The sequence below is a fragment of the Pseudomonas sp. GW821-FHT07G10 genome (genome assembly GCF_059418545.1).
Genome location: NZ_JBWKQB010000011.1, coordinates 102,334 through 121,991, shown reverse-complemented (window position 1 = coordinate 121,991; position 19,658 = coordinate 102,334). Strand labels below are relative to the sequence as shown.

15 protein-coding genes and 1 tRNA gene are annotated in these 19,658 nt (G+C 58.6%); 13 read left to right on the top strand and 3 right to left on the bottom strand.

The window, feature by feature from the left end:
- Nucleotides 1-31: 31 nt before the first annotated feature.
- Together folK and folB are read right to left on the bottom strand one after the other, a co-directional pair.
- Nucleotides 32-550, bottom strand: a complete 519-nt coding sequence (gene folK / locus AC07O1_RS14745; RefSeq protein ID WP_494990566.1) for a 2-amino-4-hydroxy-6-hydroxymethyldihydropteridine diphosphokinase — start codon at nucleotides 548-550, stop codon at nucleotides 32-34.
- Complete coding sequence (folB, locus tag AC07O1_RS14740; RefSeq protein WP_494990567.1) at nucleotides 541-894, bottom strand: dihydroneopterin aldolase; 354 nt, start codon at nucleotides 892-894, stop codon at nucleotides 541-543. The genes folK and folB overlap by 10 nt, the downstream gene beginning before the upstream one ends.
- A 74-nt stretch (nucleotides 895-968) precedes the next feature.
- Here folB and plsY point away from each other — a divergent pair, with 74 nt between their 5' ends.
- A complete protein-coding gene (gene plsY, locus AC07O1_RS14735; protein ID WP_494990568.1) occupies nucleotides 969-1,538 on the top strand; it encodes a glycerol-3-phosphate 1-O-acyltransferase PlsY in 570 nt (189 codons plus the stop codon).
- 54 nt (nucleotides 1,539-1,592) lie between these two features.
- Here the strand turns inward: plsY and tsaD are convergent, their stop codons facing one another.
- Entirely contained in the window at nucleotides 1,593-2,618 is a 1,026-nt protein-coding gene (gene tsaD, locus AC07O1_RS14730; protein WP_494990569.1) for a tRNA (adenosine(37)-N6)-threonylcarbamoyltransferase complex transferase subunit TsaD, read from the bottom strand.
- A 199-nt stretch (nucleotides 2,619-2,817) separates the two neighbouring features.
- On the opposite strand from tsaD, the gene rpsU reads away from it, so the two are divergent.
- The 12 genes from rpsU (at nucleotide 2,818) to pqqB (ending at nucleotide 19,523) form a co-directional block, all read left to right on the top strand.
- Nucleotides 2,818-3,033, top strand: a complete 216-nt coding sequence (gene rpsU / locus AC07O1_RS14725; protein WP_002551877.1) for a 30S ribosomal protein S21 — start codon at nucleotides 2,818-2,820, stop codon at nucleotides 3,031-3,033.
- A 486-nt stretch (nucleotides 3,034-3,519) separates the two neighbouring features.
- Nucleotides 3,520-5,481: a DNA primase gene (gene dnaG, locus AC07O1_RS14720; RefSeq protein WP_494990570.1), complete on the top strand. Its 1,962-nt coding sequence runs from the start codon at nucleotides 3,520-3,522 to the stop codon at nucleotides 5,479-5,481.
- A gap of 67 nt (nucleotides 5,482-5,548) precedes the next feature.
- Nucleotides 5,549-7,399: an RNA polymerase sigma factor RpoD gene (gene rpoD / locus AC07O1_RS14715; protein WP_494990571.1), complete on the top strand. Its 1,851-nt coding sequence runs from the start codon at nucleotides 5,549-5,551 to the stop codon at nucleotides 7,397-7,399.
- A gap of 122 nt (nucleotides 7,400-7,521) precedes the next feature.
- Complete coding sequence (locus tag AC07O1_RS14710) at nucleotides 7,522-11,265, top strand: EAL domain-containing protein (protein ID WP_495089174.1); 3,744 nt, start codon at nucleotides 7,522-7,524, stop codon at nucleotides 11,263-11,265.
- Between the two features lie 15 nt (nucleotides 11,266-11,280).
- Nucleotides 11,281-11,357: transfer RNA gene (locus tag AC07O1_RS14705), tRNA-Ile, on the top strand.
- 281 nt (nucleotides 11,358-11,638) lie between these two features.
- Nucleotides 11,639-12,550, top strand: a complete 912-nt coding sequence (locus AC07O1_RS14700) for a sugar ABC transporter substrate-binding protein (protein WP_495089173.1) — start codon at nucleotides 11,639-11,641, stop codon at nucleotides 12,548-12,550.
- 78 nt (nucleotides 12,551-12,628) lie between these two features.
- On the top strand, nucleotides 12,629-13,090 hold the full coding sequence (locus AC07O1_RS14695) for an Lrp/AsnC family transcriptional regulator (RefSeq protein ID WP_008067391.1): 462 nt from the start codon (nucleotides 12,629-12,631) through the stop codon (nucleotides 13,088-13,090).
- Between the two features lie 208 nt (nucleotides 13,091-13,298).
- Nucleotides 13,299-14,981: a flavin monoamine oxidase family protein gene (locus AC07O1_RS14690; protein ID WP_495089172.1), complete on the top strand. Its 1,683-nt coding sequence runs from the start codon at nucleotides 13,299-13,301 to the stop codon at nucleotides 14,979-14,981.
- Nucleotides 14,982-14,993: 12 nt separating this feature from the next.
- A complete protein-coding gene (locus AC07O1_RS14685) occupies nucleotides 14,994-15,788 on the top strand; it encodes a carbon-nitrogen hydrolase family protein (RefSeq protein ID WP_494990575.1) in 795 nt (264 codons plus the stop codon).
- Between the two features lie 48 nt (nucleotides 15,789-15,836).
- Nucleotides 15,837-18,311 carry a pyrroloquinoline quinone biosynthesis protein PqqF gene (pqqF, locus tag AC07O1_RS14680; protein ID WP_495089171.1) on the top strand — a complete coding sequence of 825 codons (2,475 nt, stop codon included), beginning with the start codon at nucleotides 15,837-15,839 and terminating at the stop codon, nucleotides 18,309-18,311.
- Nucleotides 18,312-18,465: 154 nt separating this feature from the next.
- Nucleotides 18,466-18,540 (top strand): pyrroloquinoline quinone precursor peptide PqqA, encoded by a 75-nt coding sequence (pqqA, locus tag AC07O1_RS14675; RefSeq protein ID WP_020295432.1) that lies wholly within the window; start codon nucleotides 18,466-18,468, stop codon nucleotides 18,538-18,540.
- Nucleotides 18,541-18,611: 71 nt separating this feature from the next.
- Nucleotides 18,612-19,523 carry a pyrroloquinoline quinone biosynthesis protein PqqB gene (gene pqqB / locus AC07O1_RS14670; protein ID WP_495089170.1) on the top strand — a complete coding sequence of 304 codons (912 nt, stop codon included), beginning with the start codon at nucleotides 18,612-18,614 and terminating at the stop codon, nucleotides 19,521-19,523.
- The last annotated feature ends 135 nt before the right edge of the window (nucleotides 19,524-19,658 follow it).

The following is a 19,658-nucleotide window of genomic DNA, read 5'->3' as shown; positions in this document are numbered from 1 at the left end:
TGATCTTGTCGACCCTGCCTTGCACACCCCGTCACAACAGATTCGAAGGCGTTAGCTGCTCACCACGCCACTCAAATGCCACTGGCGCCAAAACCTGATCTATTCGCGCTTCGCTCCACAGTGAAGCAAAGCTCTTGCCGACACCCGGATGCAGTCTGTCGGGCGCAATCAACGACAACGGCCACAGTACAAACGCGTTTTTCAGGATTTCTGCGCGAGGCAGGATCAAACCGTCGAAATTGCCCACCAGATCGCCATAAAGCAGCACATCGATGTCCAGCGGCAAGCCCTTGCGATCCGGTGCATAACGACCGTTGTCCGCCTCGATGAATTTCAGTCGACGATCCAGCTCCACGAGTGGCAGATCCGTGTAGGCCGATACCACCAGATTGAAGAACGGACCGCTCTTGATGCCCACCGGTTGGCTTTCAAACACCGCCGAACAGCGCACATCCACCAGAAAACCGGCTAGAGCATCCAGCCCCGCCTGCAAATGAGGTTCGCGCGCGATATTGCTACCGAGACCTAGAAACACCTGAATTAGCGACATCCGCGCTCGATCTCCACACCCACACCCGCGGCGGCGGCAACTGCGCCTGGCTTGGTCAGCTTGAGGTGCAGCCAAGGGATTTGAAACTCACTCATCAGCACTTGCGCAAGACGCTCGGCAAAGGTTTCCACCAGCTGGAACTGCGCCTCTTCGGCAAACGCCTGAATGCGCGAGGACACACTCGCATAATCCAGCGCCAGAGTCAGATCATCGCCTGCGGCTGCCGGGCGGTTATCCCAGGCGAAGCTCAGATCAAGACGCAGGCACTGTCGGATACCCCGCTCCCAGTCGTAGGCACCGATCACCGTGTCGACTTCCAGGCCCTCGATAAATACTCTGTCCAAGCACTCTTCTCCGCAGCACGACAAGGGCGCAATGCGCCGTTAGAATCAGGGCGTCCTCGCCCGGAATAGTTAGCATGTTTTGGTTACTGGCAATCCTCGCCTACCTGCTTGGCTCTCTGTCCTTTGCCATTTTGCTCAGCCGCCTGACCGGTAACCCCGATCCGCGAATGAGTGGCTCGGGTAATGCCGGCGCAACCAACATGCTGCGCCTGGCCGGTAAAAAGCTGGCCGTCCTGACCCTGCTCGGTGACCTCTGCAAGGGCCTGCTGCCGGTACTGATCGCCAATCTGGCCGGCTTGCCGCTACAGCAACAGGCCTGGGTCGGATTATGCGCCGTCATCGGCCACTTGCTCCCGCTGTACTTCCGCTTTCGCGGCGGTAAAGGCGTCGCCACTGCCGCCGGGATGCTGCTGGGGCTGTACCCGCCTGCTGCACTCCTGGCCATCACTGCCTGGCTGCTGACCTTCTACCTCACCCGCACCAGCTCGCTGGCCGCCTTGATCGCTACACCGCTGAGCCTGCCGCTGCTCGCCTGGCGTGAGCCTGCCGCCTTGCTGCCCATGAGCGTGCTCACAGTGCTGATCGTCTGGCGTCATCGGGGCAATCTACGCGACCTGCTTGCCGGGCGCGAACGGCATTTTTAAATCCCGATGGTGAAGCGACCCAGGATCATCGGCCGCTCCCAACAGGACACAAGCTTACAAAGGCGACAATTGCTCCATCGGCCAGCGGGCCTGCACGCTGATTGCCAGACTTTCCCGCTGTCCGGCCTGTAAACGCTGACAACCGGCAAATGCGATCATCGCGCCGTTATCCGTGCAGAACTCCGGGCGTGCGTAGTAAACATCGCCCTTCATGTCGCCGAGCATTTTTTCCAGTGAAACCCGCAACGCCGTGTTGGCACTTACGCCACCCGCGATGACCAGGCGCTTGAGACCGGTCTGCTTCAAGGCTCGCTTGCACTTGATGGTCAAAGTCTCCACCACTGCCTGCTGGAAGGCCAGCGAGATGTCGCAACGGGTTTGCTCACCGTCGTCCCCAGCGCTGACAAACTGTTGCCAGGTGTTCAAGGCAAAGGTTTTCAAGCCGCTGAAACTGAAATCCAGACCCGGGCGATCGCACATCGGGCGCGGGAAGACGAAACGTCCGGCAACGCCTTGCGCCGCCAATCGAGCGATCTCCGGTCCACCCGGATAATTGAGCCCCATCATCTTCGCCGTTTTGTCGAAAGCCTCACCGGCGGCATCATCGAGCGTCTCGCCCAATAGTGCGTATTGGCCGATCCCGTCGACCCGAACCAGCTGGGTATGCCCTCCAGAAACCAACAAAGCGACGAACGGAAACTCCGGAGGCTGCTCCTCCAGCATCGGCGCCAGCAAATGACCTTCCATGTGATGCACGCCAAGGGCTGGAATACCCCAGGCAAACGCTAGCGCCTGAGCGCATGAGGCGCCGACCAGCAACGCCCCGACAAGCCCGGGCCCCGCGGTGTAGGCGATGGCATCGATCTCGGTCGGCACGCAATCGGCCTCTGCCAAAACCTGACGAATCAAGGGCAGCATGCGCTTGACGTGATCGCGTGAAGCCAGCTCTGGCACCACGCCACCATAGGCACGGTGCAGGTCGATTTGACTGAACAGCGCATCGGCCAGCAGGCCGCGCTCACTGTCGTAAAGTGCGACGCCGGTTTCATCGCAGGAGGTTTCTAATCCCAGTACTAGCATGGGTTTGCGCCTTGTAGAGGCTAAATTCGAAGGCGCGCATAATAGTCGTCACTTCCGGCCCCTGCCAGCGGTTTTCGATCAGAGGCTTTGCATTCCTAGCGATGAGGGGTTAACATCCGCAACCCTTAAAAACCGACGTCTTCAAGTGCACTTTTGCCGCGAGGATGTTGACCCCGGTAATGAATGAAGGTAGCTCTGGATGCCAGCCGTCAAAGTTAAAGAGAACGAACCCTTCGACGTAGCTCTGCGTCGTTTCAAGCGCTCCTGCGAAAAAGCCGGTGTTCTGGCTGAAGTTCGTAGCCGCGAATTTTACGAGAAGCCGACTTCTGAGCGTAAACGCAAGGCAGCAGCCGCTGTTAAGCGTCACGCCAAGAAAGTTCAGCGCGAGCAGCGCCGCGCCGTTCGTCTGTACTAATACGCAGACGTTCGTAGCAAGCTTCTGCCAAGCCCGGCCCTCAGCCGGGCTATTGGCATTTGCGGATATCGCTTGATGCTTCACCGTCAAAGCCGCCGATGCGACCGAGACAAATCTGCTTCATCACGTCAGGCCTGGCTTTTTGCCAGCGGTGCACGTCTTTTCTGACGAGCCTTACAAGGCTACCGACGAGCACACCTTACCTGATTCCTCGACAGACGATCAGCCCAAGGCACGTTCTCCTGTGCCCGCTTATGAGCTATCCGAGGCCCGCCATTGGCCGCTGCCGGACTCAGAGCAACACATTCAAGTAGTCGAATACTGATTGGAACTAACGTCAGTGGATTTTCGGCAGATACACTTCCCGACAGCGATCACGCAGACGACATCCGGTCGAGCCGCATACTGTTGCGCCTCGAAACAACGACCAGACATCGACCGCCCTTCGCTTGGGTTTAATTTCCGCGCAGTGATGACGAGCACGCCATGGCCGGGCTAATTCCCCAGAGCTTTATTGACGACCTTCTGAACCGCACCGACATCGTCGACGTGGTCAGCTCGCGCTTGCAAATGAAAAAGGCCGGCAAGAATTACACCGCCTGCTGCCCGTTCCACAAAGAAAAAACCCCCTCCTTCAGCGTCAGCCCCGACAAGCAGTTCTACTACTGCTTCGGCTGCGGCGCTGGTGGCAACGCCCTCGGCTTCATCATGGACCACGATAACCTGGACTTCCCCCAGGCCGTCGAAGAGCTGGCCAAAGCCGCTGGCATGGAAATACCCCGAGAAGAAAGTGGCCGACCACACAAACCCCGGCAACCGACCGACTCACCGCTCTACCCGCTGCTCACCGCTGCTGCCGATTTCTACCGCCAGGCGCTGAAAAGCCATCCCGCGCGCAAAGCCGCCGTCGATTACCTCAAGGGCCGCGGCCTGACCGGTGAAATTGCCCGGGACTTTGGCCTCGGATTCGCCCCGCCCGGCTGGGACAATCTGTTCAAGCATCTGAGCAGCGACACACTGCAACAGAAAGCCATGATCGATGCCGGCCTGCTGATCGAGAATGCTGAAACCGGCAAGCGCTACGACCGCTTCCGTGATCGCGTCATGTTTCCGATCCGCGACAGTCGCGGGCGGATCATCGCTTTCGGCGGCCGGGTACTGGGCGACGACAAACCCAAATACCTGAACTCACCGGAAACTCCGGTATTCCATAAAGGCCAGGAACTCTACGGCCTGTTCGAGGCGCGCAAGAACAATCGCAACCTCGATGAAATCATCGTCGTCGAAGGCTACATGGATGTCATCGCTCTCGCCCAACAAGGCTTGCGCAATGCTGTCGCCACGCTTGGCACCGCCACCAGCGAAGAACACCTGAAACGCCTGTTTCGCGTTGTCCCCAGCGTATTGTTCTGTTTTGACGGCGATCAGGCGGGACGCAATGCCGCCTGGCGCGCGCTTGAAGCCGCCTTGCCGAGCCTGCAGGACGGACGGCGTGCGCGCTTTCTGTTCCTGCCTGAAGGTGAAGACCCGGACACTCTGGTCCGCTCCGAAGGCACTGACGCCTTCCGGGCGCGCATCAACCAGCACGCACAGCCTTTGGCCGATTATTTTTTTCAGCAGTTGACCGAAGAGTCCGATCCGCGCTCCCTGGAAGGCAAGGCCCATATGGCCACCCTCGCAGCGCCGCTGATCGACAAGGTTCCCGGCGCCAACCTGCGCACGTTAATGCGTCAGCGACTCACTGAAATCACCGGACTCAACAGCGAGGCGGTCAGCCAATTGGTGCACAGCGCACCACAGGAAGCTCCGCCCGCCTACGACCCTGGCATTGACTATGACGCCATGCCTGATTACGCCGATTACCACCAACCTCAAGAGGCATATGCACCTCAACAGGAGTGGACGCCGAAAAAATCAGGGACTGGCGGCAAGAAATGGGAAAACAAACCCTGGGACAAAAAGGGCAAGCGTCAGGACGATCGCGACCAGCCTCGCGGCCCACGTACCCCGGCAGCCGTGGAGCCGCCAACGCTGGCAGCACTGCGCACGCTGCTTCATCACCCGCAACTGGCCGAAAAAGTTGAAGACGCCGGGCACTTCGCTGCCGAGGACCACACTAATACACAGCTGTTGGTAGCACTGCTCGAAGCCGTACAAAAGAATCCTAAGCTAAACTCATTTCAACTGATTGCGCGTTGGCATGGCACCGAACAGGGGCGCCTGCTCAAAGCGCTGGCAGAAAAGGAATGGCTGATTGAGGGCGATAACCTTGAACAACAGTTTTTCGACACCATTACTAGGCTATCTGCACGTCAACGCGAACGAAACCTGGAACAACTTATCAAAAAAGCGAACCAATCTGGGCTGAGTCCAGAAGAAGCAAACCAGATGCGCGACCTGCTCCGTCAAAAGGTTTCCGCATCAAACCCGACCTCAACTGGCGCGTGAGGTCATAGCTCAGGTATAATCCTCGGCTTGTTTTTTGCCCGCCAAGACCTTCAGTGGATAGGGTGTTATGTCCGGAAAAGCGCAACAGCAGTCTCGTATCAAAGAGTTGATCACCCTGGGTCGTGAGCAGAAGTATCTGACTTACGCAGAGGTCAACGACCACCTGCCGGAGGATATTTCAGATCCGGAACAGGTGGAAGACATCATCCGCATGATTAATGACATGGGGATTCCCGTACACGAGAGTGCTCCGGATGCGGACGCCCTTATGCTGGCCGACGCCGATACCGACGAGGCAGCCGCTGAAGAAGCGGCCGCAGCGTTGGCAGCGGTTGAGACCGACATTGGCCGCACCACTGACCCCGTGCGCATGTATATGCGTGAAATGGGTACAGTTGAGCTCCTCACACGGGAAGGCGAAATCGAAATCGCCAAACGTATCGAAGAGGGCATCCGTGAAGTGATGGGCGCAATCGCGCACTTCCCTGGCACGGTTGACCACATACTCTCCGAGTACACTCGCGTCACCACCGAAGGTGGCCGCCTGTCCGACGTTCTGAGCGGTTATATCGACCCGGACGACGGCATTGCGCCGCCTGCCGCCGAAGTTCCGCCGCCTGTCGATTCGAAAACCGTGAAAGCGGATGACGATTCCGACGACGACGACGCCGAAGCCAGCGCTGATGACGAAGAAGAAGCCGAAAGCGGTCCGGATCCGATCATCGCTGCACAGCGTTTCGGCGCAGTGTCCGATCAGATGGAAGTCACTCGCAAGGCGCTGAAGAAGCACGGTCGCGACAACAAGCTGGCAATCGCCGAAATGTTGCTCCTGGCTGAGCTGTTCATGCCGATCAAACTGGTTCCGAAGCAATTCGAAGGCCTGGTTGAGCGTGTGCGTAGTGCTCTCGATCGTCTGCGTCAGCAAGAGCGCGCGATCATGCAGCTCTGCGTTCGTGATGCACGCATGCCGCGTGCCGACTTCCTGCGCCAGTTCCCGGGCAATGAAGTTGACGAAAGCTGGACCGACGCACTGGCCAAAGGCAAAAGCAAATACGCTGAAGCCATTGGTCGCTTTCAAGCCGATATCGTTCGTTGCCAGCAGAAGCTGACTGCGCTCGAGGTAGAAACCGGTTTGAAGATTGCCGAGATCAAGGACATCAACCGTCGCATGTCGATCGGTGAGGCCAAGGCCCGCCGCGCGAAGAAAGAGATGGTTGAAGCAAACTTGCGTCTGGTGATCTCCATCGCCAAGAAGTACACCAACCGTGGCCTGCAATTCCTCGATCTGATCCAGGAAGGCAACATCGGCTTGATGAAAGCGGTGGACAAGTTCGAATACCGTCGCGGCTACAAGTTCTCGACTTATGCCACCTGGTGGATCCGTCAGGCGATCACTCGCTCGATCGCCGACCAGGCCCGCACCATCCGTATTCCGGTGCACATGATCGAGACGATCAACAAACTCAACCGTATTTCCCGGCAGATGCTGCAGGAAATGGGTCGCGAGCCGACTCCGGAAGAGCTGGGCGAACGCATGGAAATGCCTGAGGACAAAATCCGCAAGGTATTGAAGATCGCTAAAGAGCCGATCTCCATGGAAACCCCGATCGGTGATGACGAAGACTCCCACCTGGGTGACTTTATCGAAGACTCGACCATGCAGTCGCCAATCGATGTCGCCACTGTTGAGAGCCTTAAAGAAGCGACTCGCGAAGTACTGTCCGGCCTCACTGCCCGTGAAGCCAAGGTTCTGCGCATGCGCTTCGGCATCGACATGAATACCGACCACACCCTTGAGGAAGTCGGTAAACAGTTCGACGTTACCCGCGAGCGGATTCGTCAGATTGAAGCCAAGGCGTTGCGCAAGCTGCGCCACCCGACGAGAAGCGAGCATTTGCGCTCCTTCCTCGACGAGTGATCACAAAACCCCCAGCCCTGCTGGGGGTTTTGCTTTCAACAGATTAAATCCCCCGCACTTCACTCCCGCCAAAATGCCCGTCTACACTCGAAACAATCCCCCCGAGCCATAACGAGACCGTTATGCCCAGAATGCTGGCCGTGCTTTTGCTGTCACTGCTTGCCTGGACCTCAACGGCCGGCGCGTTGACGCTCACCGACGAAGAACGTAGCTGGCTTACAACCCACCCGGAACTGCGTCTGGGTGTCGATGCGTCCTGGCCACCTTTCGAGTATCGCGATGAAGAGGGCCGCTACCAGGGGCTGGCGGCGGACTACATCAAGCTGATCAAGGAACGCCTGGGCATCAAAGTCATCCCCATTGAGCCAGTCAGCTGGACCGAGGTGCTGGAACAGGCCAAACAAGGCAAGCTGGACCTCTTGCCAGGGATCATGTCGACGCCTGAGCGCCAGCGCTACCTGTCCTTCACCCGCCCCTATCTGGACTTTCCGATCGTGATTCTTGCTCACGAACGTGGGGCACAACCACAAAAAATCGAAGATCTGTACGGCCTGAAAATTGCCGTGGTGGAGAACTACGCCCCTCATGAACTATTGCGCGCACACCATCCAGACCTGAATCTGGTCGCTTTGCCAAATGTCAGTTCAGCGTTGGAGGCACTCGCTACCGATCAGGTGGATGCGGTCGTGGGCGATCTCGCCTCCAGTATCTGGAGTCTGCGGCAGCTCAAACTCGATGGGCTCTACGTCAGCGGCGAAACGCCTTATCGCTATCAATTGGCGATGGCCGTACCACAAGGCAATAAGATTCTGATCGGCATCCTCGATAAAGTAATGGCGGATATGAGCCCTGCAGAAATCAACGCCATTCAGGAACATTGGGTGGGGAACGTCCTCGACCACCGCACTTTCTGGTCCGACCTTTTGCTCTACGGCCTGCCCGGCGTCCTTCTGCTGTTCACCGTGTTGGCGGTAGTGATCCGCATCAATCACCGACTCAGCTCGGAGATCTCCCGCCGGGTTGCGCTGGAACAAGAGCTGCGCAGCAGCGAATACCATTACCGCGGGCTGGTAGAGAGCCTTTCAGCGATTGCCTGGGAAGCCCGTATCAGCGACTTCACTTATAGCTATGTATCACCCCATGCCGAAGACTTGCTCGGCTATCCCCTGTATCAATGGCTGATTCCAGGCTTTTGGCGCAACATCATTCATCCCGCCGACCTGACTCGAGCCCAGGCCTTTTGCGACCATGAGGTGTTGCTTGGCCGCGATCACAGCCTCGACTACCGCGTCATCACCGCCGACGGCCGCTGCCTGTGGGTTCGCGATATCGTCAGTCTGATTGAACATGGCCATGAACCGGTTCTGCGCGGCTTGATGATCGATATCAGTGAAACCAAGAGAACCGAAGAGGCCTTGCGTCTGTCCGAGCAGAAGTTCGCGTCGGTATTTCAGCAATGTCCGGACATTCTGGTGATCGCACGGCTGTCCGACGGCTGTTTGCTGGAGGTCAATGAAGCCTTTGAGGAGCAGATAGGCCTGAGTGCCGAGGAAGTCATCGGCCAAACCGCCACCGACCTGAATATCTGGGGGATAGAGGGCGTCGGCCCCGTTCTCTTGCAGCGTTTGCAGGGCGGTAGTCTTCGCAATCTGGAGATGCCATTCAGACGTAACAATGGGCAGGTGTTCACCGGTTTGATCTCTGCCGAACCGTTCGAACTCGACACTACCCCCGCACTGGTGGTGGTGGTGCGCGACATCAGTCAACTCAAAGAAACCCAGCAACAACTGCAAACCTCCGAAGAGAAATTCGCCAAAGCCTTCCATGCATCACCCGACGGCCTGCTGCTGAGCCGCCAGCGCGATGGCCGGTTGATTGAAGTCAATGAGGGTTTCAGTCGCATTACCGGCTTCAATAGTGCGACGTCCCTGGACCGTTCCACACTGGAACTGGGTATCTGGGTGAACCTGAACGAACGCAAACAGTTGCTGGAGATGCTGCAACGAGACGGCTTTGTACGCGATTTCAGCTGCCACATCCGCCGAAACGACGGGCAGATCCGTTTATGCGAGCTTTCCAGTCGCCCACTGCCTATTGCCGGCGAGGACTGCATGCTGACGATTGCCCGAGACATCACCGATCGCCACCTGATGCAGGAAAAACTGCAACAAGCCGCCACGGTGTTCGAGAGCACCGCCGAAGGGGTTTTGATCACCGATACGCAACAACACATCAGCGCGGTCAACCGGGCCTTCACGCAAATCACCGGCTACAGCGAAACCGAAGCCCTGGGCCATACCCCCAGGCTACTTGCCTCTGGCTTGCACGACAGCGCCTTCTACGCGGCCATGTGGCATCAACTGACCGCCGAAGGTCATTGGCAGGGGGAGATTTCCAACCGACGCAAAAATGGTGAGCTGTATCCAAGCTGGCTGACCATCAGCGCCGTGCGCAACCGGGACAGACTCATCACCCATTTCGTTGCGGTGTTCGCGGACATATCCAGTTTGAAGCACGCCCAGGCGCGTCTCGACTACCAGGCCCACCATGACCCGCTGACCGGTCTACCCAACCGCACCTTGTTCGAAAGTCGCTTGCTGACGGCGCTGAACGGCCAGCAAGAGCACGGCGGCCAGGGCGCCGTGCTGTTCCTCGACCTGGACCGTTTCAAGCATATCAATGACAGCCTTGGTCACCCGGTCGGCGACCTGCTGCTCAAAGGCATTGCCGTGCGCTTGAAAGAGCAATTGCGCGACATCGACACCGTGGCCCGACTAGGGGGCGATGAATTCATCATCCTGCTTCCCGGCCTGCAGCAAGCCAGTGACGCTGAACACATCGCCACCAAGCTGCTCAATTGCTTTGCTGCGCCCTTCCAGGCCGGCGAGCACGAGTTTTTCATCAGTGCCAGCATTGGTACCAGCCTCTACCCCAAGGACGGCTGTGACGTCGCCACACTGGTCAAGAATGCCGACGCAGCCATGTACCGATCCAAAGCCAAGGGCCGCAACCGGGTTGAAAGCTACACTCGTGACCTCACCGCCCAGGCCAGTGAACGCATAGCGCTGGAACATGAACTGCGCCGCGCCATCGAGCGCAATGAGCTATGTCTCTATTACCAGCCAAAAATCAGCCTGAAGGACCGGCGTGTAGTGGGTGCCGAAGCCTTGATTCGCTGGCGTCACCCAAACTTCGGCGACGTACCGCCCGAGCACTTCATCCCTTTGGCCGAAGAAAACGGCATGATCCTGCAAATTGGCGATTGGGTACTGGAGCAGGCCTGTCAGCAGATGTTCGCGTGGAATAGGGACTACGACGGCTTCGGCCCGCTATCGGTCAACCTGGCTGGCGCTCAACTGCGTCAACCGAACCTGCTCAGCCGGATCGAACAGCTGCTTAAAGATAACCGCCTTAAACCCGGTTTCCTGCAACTGGAAATCACCGAAAGCTTCATCATGAGCCAGGCCGAAGAAGCGCTTGAAGTCCTGCATCAACTCAAACGACTGGGCGTGCAACTGGCTATCGACGACTTTGGAACTGGCTACTCCTCCCTGAGCTACCTCAAGCGCCTGCCGCTGGACTTCCTGAAAATTGACCAATCCTTCGTCCGCGGCCTGCCTGACGACCCCCATGATGCGGCCATCGTCCGCGCCATCATCGCGTTGGGTCGCAGCATGCAATTCACCATCATCGCCGAGGGTGTCGAGTCCCTGGCGCAGCAGGAATTCCTCGCCGCCGAGGGCTGCGAACAGATCCAGGGCTACATCGTCAGCGTTCCCCTCCCTGCCGACGAATTCGCCACAAGCTTTCTTCATATAAACGTTTCGGATTTTTCGGATAGCACAGCCGAGAAACCATCGCTATAATCCGCGGCCTACCAAGGGCCTATAGCTCAGTTGGTTAGAGCAGGGGACTCATAATCCCTTGGTCGCAGGTTCGAGTCCTGCTGGGCCCACCAAACAAAAAAGCCGCGCACTGCGCGGCTTTTGCGTTTCTGCGATTCAGCGTTTACTCAGGCAACGCATAAGCAATCACATCATGCCGACCGGGACTTGCCGCAGTCCAATTGCTGCAAGAAATCTCATGGACGGTTCCGAGATCAGCCGCAGGCACGCTCTTCGCTAAAAACATAAAATTCCAGCCCGTATTGATCTGGAATATTTATTTCAATAGTGTGAGACCCGGAACTCCTGAGCGCAGCTTTTCTGCACCGCCCGACAATAAAAAGGATCAAACGACATGAAGCGTTTTCTCGGCTGTGTATGCGCACTGCTGCTGTCCGTTTCTGCCCAGGCCGAGTTACGCATCGGCGTCACCGTGGGTCAGTACGACAATTACATTTCCTATCTGGTGCAGGCCATGCAGGACCGCGCCAAACAGGTGCCTGGCGGTGCCAGGTTGCAAATTGAAGATTCCGGCAGCGATGTGGTGCGCCAACTGAGTCAGGTCGAGAGCTTTATCAGCCAGAAGGTCGACGCGATCATCGTCAACCCCGCCGATACCTCGGCGACCAGGAAGATCAGCGAGAAAGTCATCGCTGCCGGCATCCCGCTGGTATACATGAATAGCCGCCCTGAAGTGGAAACCTTGCCGGCCGGCGTAGTTTTCGTCGGCACCGACGAGCACGCCATCGGTCGCATGCAAATGCAATACCTCGCCGAGAAGATGGGCGGCAAAGGCAACCTCGCGGTGATTCTCGGGCGCCTCGCCCACAGCGATACCGGCAAGCGCACCAGCGGGGTCAAGGAGGTACTGGCCAAGTACCCGCAGATCAACATCGTCGAAGAACAATCCGGCGATTGGCAGCGCGAGAAAGGCATGGACCTGATGAACGAATGGCTGACCAAAGGCCAGACCATCAATGCCGTGGCCGCCAACAATGACGAGATGGGCATCGGCGCGGCCATGGCCCTGCGTCAGGCCGGGCGCGATGACATTCTGGTGGGTGGCATCGACGGTACGCCTGATGGTTTGCAGGCGCTGAAAAAAGGCCAACTCGCTGTCAGTGTGTTCCGCGACCCGGTGGCGATTGGCGCAGGCTCCCTTGACGCGGCCGTGAAGCTGATCAACCACGAAGCCCTGCAAGGTGATGTGTGGATCGCTACGCAACTGGTCACACCACAAAACTACGCACAATTGCAGCGCAAGTAAGCGATTCGCTCCTGTGAGCATCGGTGCGTGCGAGTCTGTAACATGCACGTCCACTGATGCATGCCGCCGGAGAAGACCTTGCCTGACACCCGCCCTCCCGTTCTCGACGAGATCGACCGCCAATTGATCGCGGCGCTGCAGATCAACGCCCGTGAAAGCGTCGCCATGCTCGCCCGGCAGCTGGGCATTGCCCGCACCACCGTAACCTCACGGCTGGCGCGGTTGGAAAAGGCTCGGGTGATTACCGGCTACGGCGTACGTCTCGGTCAGCGGGTGGTCGATGGCGGGTTGCAAGCGTACGTCGGGATCACCGTGCAACCGCGCTCCGGCAAGGAAGTGCTGCGACGGCTCAGCGCCATGGCTCAGGTCCAGCAACTGTGTGCGGTCAGCGGTGAGTTCGATTACGTGGCGTGGCTGCGCACCGATTCGCCGGAACAGCTCGACCAGTTGCTCGACCAGATCGGCAGCGTCGATGGCGTAGAGAAAACCACGACCTCGATCATCCTCAGCAGCAAGATTGATCGTGGGCAGCCGGTTTAAGGGTTTAACCGAGCCTTTGGGGACGGCGACTATCCCCTGCGCACATTGAGCCAAACATTCATTTAGCTCAACATTCTCGTCATATTGCTCAATAAGCATCCAGATTGACGACACATTGCGTCTTATTAACGTGCTCCAGGCTCCCTAAAATGGCTGTCATCTTTTCCTATACTCAGCGCTCAACGCCGAGTCGACAGCAAGGTCAGCCATGAACAAGAAAAATCGCCATCCTGCAGACGGTAAAAAACCGGTCACTATTTTCGGCCCGGACTTCCCCTTCGCTTTCGATGACTGGATCGAGCATCCGGCAGGCCTGGGTAGCATTCCGGTGCAAAACCACGGCGCCGAAGTGGCGATCGTCGGTGCCGGGATCGCCGGGCTGGTGGCGGCTTACGAGCTGATGAAGCTGGGCCTGAAACCCGTGGTGTATGAAGCCTCGAAAATGGGTGGCCGTTTGCGCTCTCAGGCCTTTGAAGGCGCTGAAGGAATCATCGCCGAACTGGGCGGCATGCGCTTCCCGGTGTCGTCCACCGCGTTTTACCACTATGTCGACAAACTCGGCCTGGAAACCAAACCCTTCCCCAACCCACTGACGCCCGCCTCGGGCAGCACAGTGATCGACCTCGAAGGCCAGACCCACTACGCACAAAAACTCGCCGACCTGCCGGCGCTGTTCCAGGAAGTCGCCGACGCCTGGGCTGATGCACTGGAGGAAGGTTCGCGCTTCGGCGAGATCCAGCAAGCGATCCGCGACCGCGATGTGCCACGTCTCAAAGAGTTGTGGAACACGTTGGTCCCACTGTGGGATGACCGCACGTTCTACGATTTCGTCGCCACCTCCAAAGCCTTCGCCAGGTTGTCGTTCCATCACCGCGAAGTGTTCGGCCAGGTGGGCTTCGGCACCGGTGGCTGGGATTCGGACTTCCCCAACTCGATGCTGGAAATCTTCCGCGTGGTCATGACCAACTGCGATGACCACCAGCACCTGGTGGTCGGTGGTGTCGAGCAAGTGCCGCTGGGCATCTGGCGCCATGCACCCGAGCGTTGTGCTCATTGGCCGGAAGGCACCAGCCTGAGCTCGCTGCACAGCGGCGCACCGCGTACCGGGGTGAAACGCATTGCCCGCGCCGCCGATGGCCGCTTCAGCGTCACCGATAACTGGGGCGACACCCGCGAATACGCTGCGGTGCTGACCACCTGCCAGAGCTGGTTGCTGACCACCCAGATCGAGTGCGAAGAGTCGCTGTTCTCACAGAAAATGTGGATGGCACTGGACCGCACGCGCTACATGCAGTCGTCGAAAACCTTCGTGATGGTCGACCGGCCATTCTGGAAGGACAAGGACCCGCAAACCGGTCGCGACCTGATGAGCATGACCCTCACCGATCGCCTGACCCGTGGCACCTACCTGTTCGACAACGGCGACGATAAGCCGGGGGTTATTTGCCTGTCGTACTCGTGGATGAGCGACGCACTGAAAATGCTTCCGCAACCGATCGAAAAACGCGTGAAGCTGGCGCTCGACGCATTGAAGAAGATCTACCCCAAAGTCGACATCGCGGCGCGCATCATCGGCGATCCGATCACTGTGTCCTGGGAAGCCGATCCGCATTTCCTCGGCGCCTTCAAGGGTGCACTGCCGGGTCACTATCGCTACAACCAGCGTATGTACGCGCACTTCATGCAGCAAGACATGCCCGCTGAGCAGCGCGGGATCTTTATCGCAGGCGACGATGTTTCATGGACGCCGGCGTGGGTTGAAGGCGCGGTACAGACGTCGCTGAATGCGGTGTGGGGCATCATGAAACACTTCGGCGGCGAAACTCATGCGCAAAACCCGGGCCCGGGCGACGTGTTCCATGAAATCGGCCCGATCGCACTGGCCGAGTAACGGGAGTCCGATATGCGCGTAGCTCTCTACCAATGCCCGCCGCTACCGCTGGATGTCGCGGGTAATCTGCAACGTCTGCAAAAACTGGCAATGAAAGCCAAGGACGCTGATTTGCTGGTGCTGCCGGAGATGTTCCTGACCGGCTACAACATCGGCGTCGAGGCGGTCGGCGCTCTGGCCGAGGCGCGAGACGGGGCCTCGGCGCAACACATTGCGGGCATCGCCAAGGCTTCGGGTATCGCCATTCTCTATGGCTACCCGGAGCGGGCCGATGACGGTCAGATCTACAACGCCGTGCAAGTGATCGATGCCAAGGGCCAAAGCCTGTGCAACTACCGCAAGACGCACTTGTTCGGCGAACTCGATCACTCGATGTTCAGCGCCGGCCCGGATGAATTTCCATTGGTGGAATTGAACGGCTGGAAACTCGGCTTTTTGATCTGCTATGACCTGGAGTTCCCGGAAAACGCCCGCCGCCTGGCCTTGGCTGGTGCCGAGCTGATTCTGGTGCCGACTGCGAATATGGTGCCGTATGACTTTATTGCCGACGTCACCGTCCGCGCTCGCGCCTTCGAAAACCAGTGTTATGTGGCCTACGCCAATTACTGCGGCGATGAAGGTGACATCCACTACTGCGGCCAAAGCAGCATTGCCGCGCCAGATGGCACTCGCATCGCCCAGGCCGGTCTCGATGAAATGCTGATCGCCGGAACGCTGGATCGTCAGTTGATGCTCGACTCCCGCGCTGCCAATCGCTATTTCCTTGACCGCCGCCCCGAGCTTTATGGCGACCTGAACAAGCGCTGATCGGACGTTATCCGCTAGCATGAGTGCTTCTCTGTTCTGGAAGTGCTCATGCCCGCGCTGAACCACCCCCATCATCACTCTGAAACCCTGGCCAACGGGCTGCAGGTTTCACTGCGTCACGCACCACATTTGAAGCGCTGCGCAGCCGCGTTGCGAGTTGCCGCTGGCAGCCACGACGTACCGCTCGCCTGGCCCGGGCTCGCGCACTTCCTCGAACATCTATTATTTCTTGGTACCGCGCGTTTTCCCGCAGACCAAGGATTGATGGCCTACGTGCAAAGTCACGGCGGACAAGTGAATGCGCGCACCAGCGAGCGCACCACGGATTTTTTCTTCGAATTGCCTGCACAGGCATTTGAAGGTGGAGTCGAGCGTTTGAGCGACATGCTTGCCCACCCACGCCTGCACCAGGCCGATCAACTGCACGAACGGGAAGTGCTGCACGCTGAATTTATCGCCTGGTCTCGGAATGTATCGGCGCAACAGCAGTTCAGCCTGTTCAATGGCCTCTCTACGGCCCATCCGCTGCGGGCCTTTCATGCCGGGAATCGCTATAGCCTGCCGGTACCGCACCCGGCTTTCCAGCAGGCCTTGAGCGAGTTCTATCAACGCTTCTATCAGACCGGTCAAATGACCCTGAGCCTGGCTGGGCCACAGCCTGTTAGCGAGTTGAAGGCCCTGGCGGAGGCGTTCAGCGCTACCCTCGCCACTGGCCAGAAGGTGATGCAGAGTGCGCCACCCGCATTGATGGCGACCGCCGACACCCGTTATCAACAAGCTGGCGAGCACAGTCTGAACCTGCTGTTTGCCTTTGAGCAGCTGCCCGACTCATCACCAGAGGCGCTGGACTTTCTGTGTACGTGGCTAAACGCCTCAAAACCCGGCGGTTTGCTCGCCGGGTTACAAGGTCGCCAACTGATCGATACCCTGAAAACCGCGCCGCTGTACCAGTTCGCCGGGCAAGCGTTGTTGAACATTGAATTCACACTCACTGCCAGCGGATCGAAACAACATCCGTTGATTCATGAGCTGTTTTTCGACTGGCTCAGCTTCTTCAACGAGAACGCTGACTGGCCTCAATTGCGCGAGGAATATGCCTTGCTGCAACAGCGCAGGCAGCAGGTCAGCGGCGCACTGGAGCTGGCCCGTCTGGACAAAGAGCCATGGGAGCCGGGCTTGAGTGAACAAGGTGTCGCCGCACTCAAAGCACTCTTGAAGCAGATGCAGCCAACCTCTGTAGATAAACCAGCAGGCGCCTGGCAGCTGCCACCGCCCAACCCCTTTCTACGCCAAGTCACTGCACCCGCCCGGGCCGGGCTGATTCGCGGGCAAACCAGCGCTCACCGCGGCCTGCGGACCTTTGCCCAGGATCGCTCGCGTGGGCGGCGTGATAATTCGAGCATGCTTTTCAGCCAGCAACTGCCAGACAATACCGGCGAAGCCGCTGTTTACCTGCGCTGGCGCCTGGACTCTACGATGCAGGCCAGCCTTCAGCCGAAGCTCGAAAGCAGCCTGTCGGACTTGCGAGAAGACGCCCGTCAGGCCGGTGTCGATCTTTCCTTCAGCGCGCAGGGCAATGAATGGCTGCTGAAACTGTCCGGCGTTCATGGGCCGATGCCGGCGATTCTCGAACAGGCGTTGCAGCGTCTGACAAAACCCGACGCCAACTTCTGGCAAGAACATGGCGAGCCAACCAGGACTCCCCCGCTGATCCCCATTCGGCAGTTGCTAAAAGCACTGCCCGAGCATTGCCTGGGATATTTCCAGCAACCAGCGCAGCAGGCAGTCACTGTGACCGAACTGCAACAACTCTGGTCGAGCGCTCACTGGGATGGGTTGGTACTAGGTTTGCCTGCCCACACACAGACCGCGATCAGTGGCGCACTGAACCGAATGCCGGGCATCCCCGACAACCAGGTATCACCTGCGCGATCGATTCGCTCACAGCGTCTATGGAGTGAGGTGCCAACCGAGTCCAGCGAACACGCGCTGTTGCTGTTCTGCCCGACACCCACCCAGAACATTGCCGACGAAGCCGCCTGGCGTTTACTCGCGCAGGTTTGCCAGTCACCTTTCTACCAGCGCCTGCGGGTGGAGTTGCAACTGGGTTATGCGGTCTTCAACGCGGTGCGGCAGATCAATGGGCAAACCGGGCTAGTGTTCGGCGTGCAGTCGCCAGGCACTTCATTGCGCGACATCCTCGAACACATCGAAATCTTCCTTCAGCGGATTCCTGAACTAATCTTGGCTATTGATGATTCGTCTTTCATTCACCAGCGTCAGACACTCGCGGCACAATTGGACAGCAGCGCCCTGCCCGTCGCCCAAGCCGCTGAACTGCTGTGGCAAGGCAGATTGGCCGGCCATCCGCTGGATTACCTGGAGCCATTGCAAAAGGCTGTTTTGACGCTGGACCGAGGCACAGTAGTGGACGCCGCTCACCGACTGAATCAGGCCGAAGGCGGCTGGAGATGTCTAGCCAACGGGCCGTCCCCGGATGACTCCTGGCAAGTGGCAAAATGATCATTACCGGGCTGCAATAAGCTTGCTTCAAGAGCGGAGGCTAATCACCAGCTGGAACTTGCCAAGATAGCCACCTGAGCATCTGAAATCTCCCACTGGAGGTGGACTCTATGTGTAGGTGTCAACCGTCCCACCCACCTGAAGGAGCAACACCATGTCCTGGTCCAAACCCGCATACACCGACCTGCGTATCGGCTTTGAAGTCACCATGTATTTCGCAAACCGTTAATTTGTAGCGCAGTGCAACGCCTCGGCCAGCCGGGGCGTTTTTATGTTCAGCTTCTGTGTGAAGGAGCGGCCATGTTTGTCCGGATTCTGGGTTCCGCTGCCGGCGGCGGTTTCCCGCAGTGGAACTGCAACTGCGTGAACTGTGCAGGCTTTCGCGACGGCAGCCTGAGGGCCGAAGCACGTACTCAATCATCCATCGCGATCTCCGATGATGGCGTGAACTGGGTGCTGTGCAACGCCTCGCCGGACATCCGCGCACAGTTGCAGAGTTTCGCCCCGATGCAACCGGGCCGCACCCTGCGCGATACCGGGATCAGCGCGATCATCCTGATGGACAGCCAGATCGATCACACCACCGGCCTGCTCAGCCTGCGCGAAGGCTGCCCGCATCAGGTCTGGTGCACCGACATGGTCCATGAAGACCTGAGCACCGGCTTCCCGCTGTTCACCATGCTCACTCACTGGAACGGCGGGCTGAGCTGGAATCGTATCGAGCTCGACGGCACATTCCCCATCCCGGCCTGTCCGAACCTGCGCTTCACCCCCCTGCCACTACGCAGTGCCGCGCCGCCCTATTCGCCGCATCGCTTCGACCCGCACCCCGGCGACAACATCGGGCTGATCGTCGAAGACCTGCACACCGGCGGCAAGCTGTTCTACGCCCCTGGCCTGGGCAAGGTCGACGCACCGCTGCTGGAAATCATGGCTGGCAGCGACTGCCTGCTGGTGGACGGCACGATGTGGGATGACGACGAAATGCAGCGTCGTGGCGTCGGCACCCGAACCGGTCGGGAAATGGGACATCTGGCACAGAACGGCCCCGGCGGCATGCTGGACGTGCTGGAGCGGTTGCCCAAGCAGCGCAAAGTGCTTATCCACATCAACAACACCAACCCGATACTCGATGAAGACTCGGCCGAACGTGCCGAACTTGTACGACGAAATGTCGAGGTGGCTTACGACGGAATGAGTATTGAGCTGTAACAGGGATCGTCTCACGATCAATCGCGGGCAAGCCTCGCACCTCCAGTGACCGCAATTCCCTGTGGGAGCGAGCTTGCTCGCGATGGCGCCCGACCAGACGACATAAAAATTCACGGTTGTTCCGCTGGAGAACCG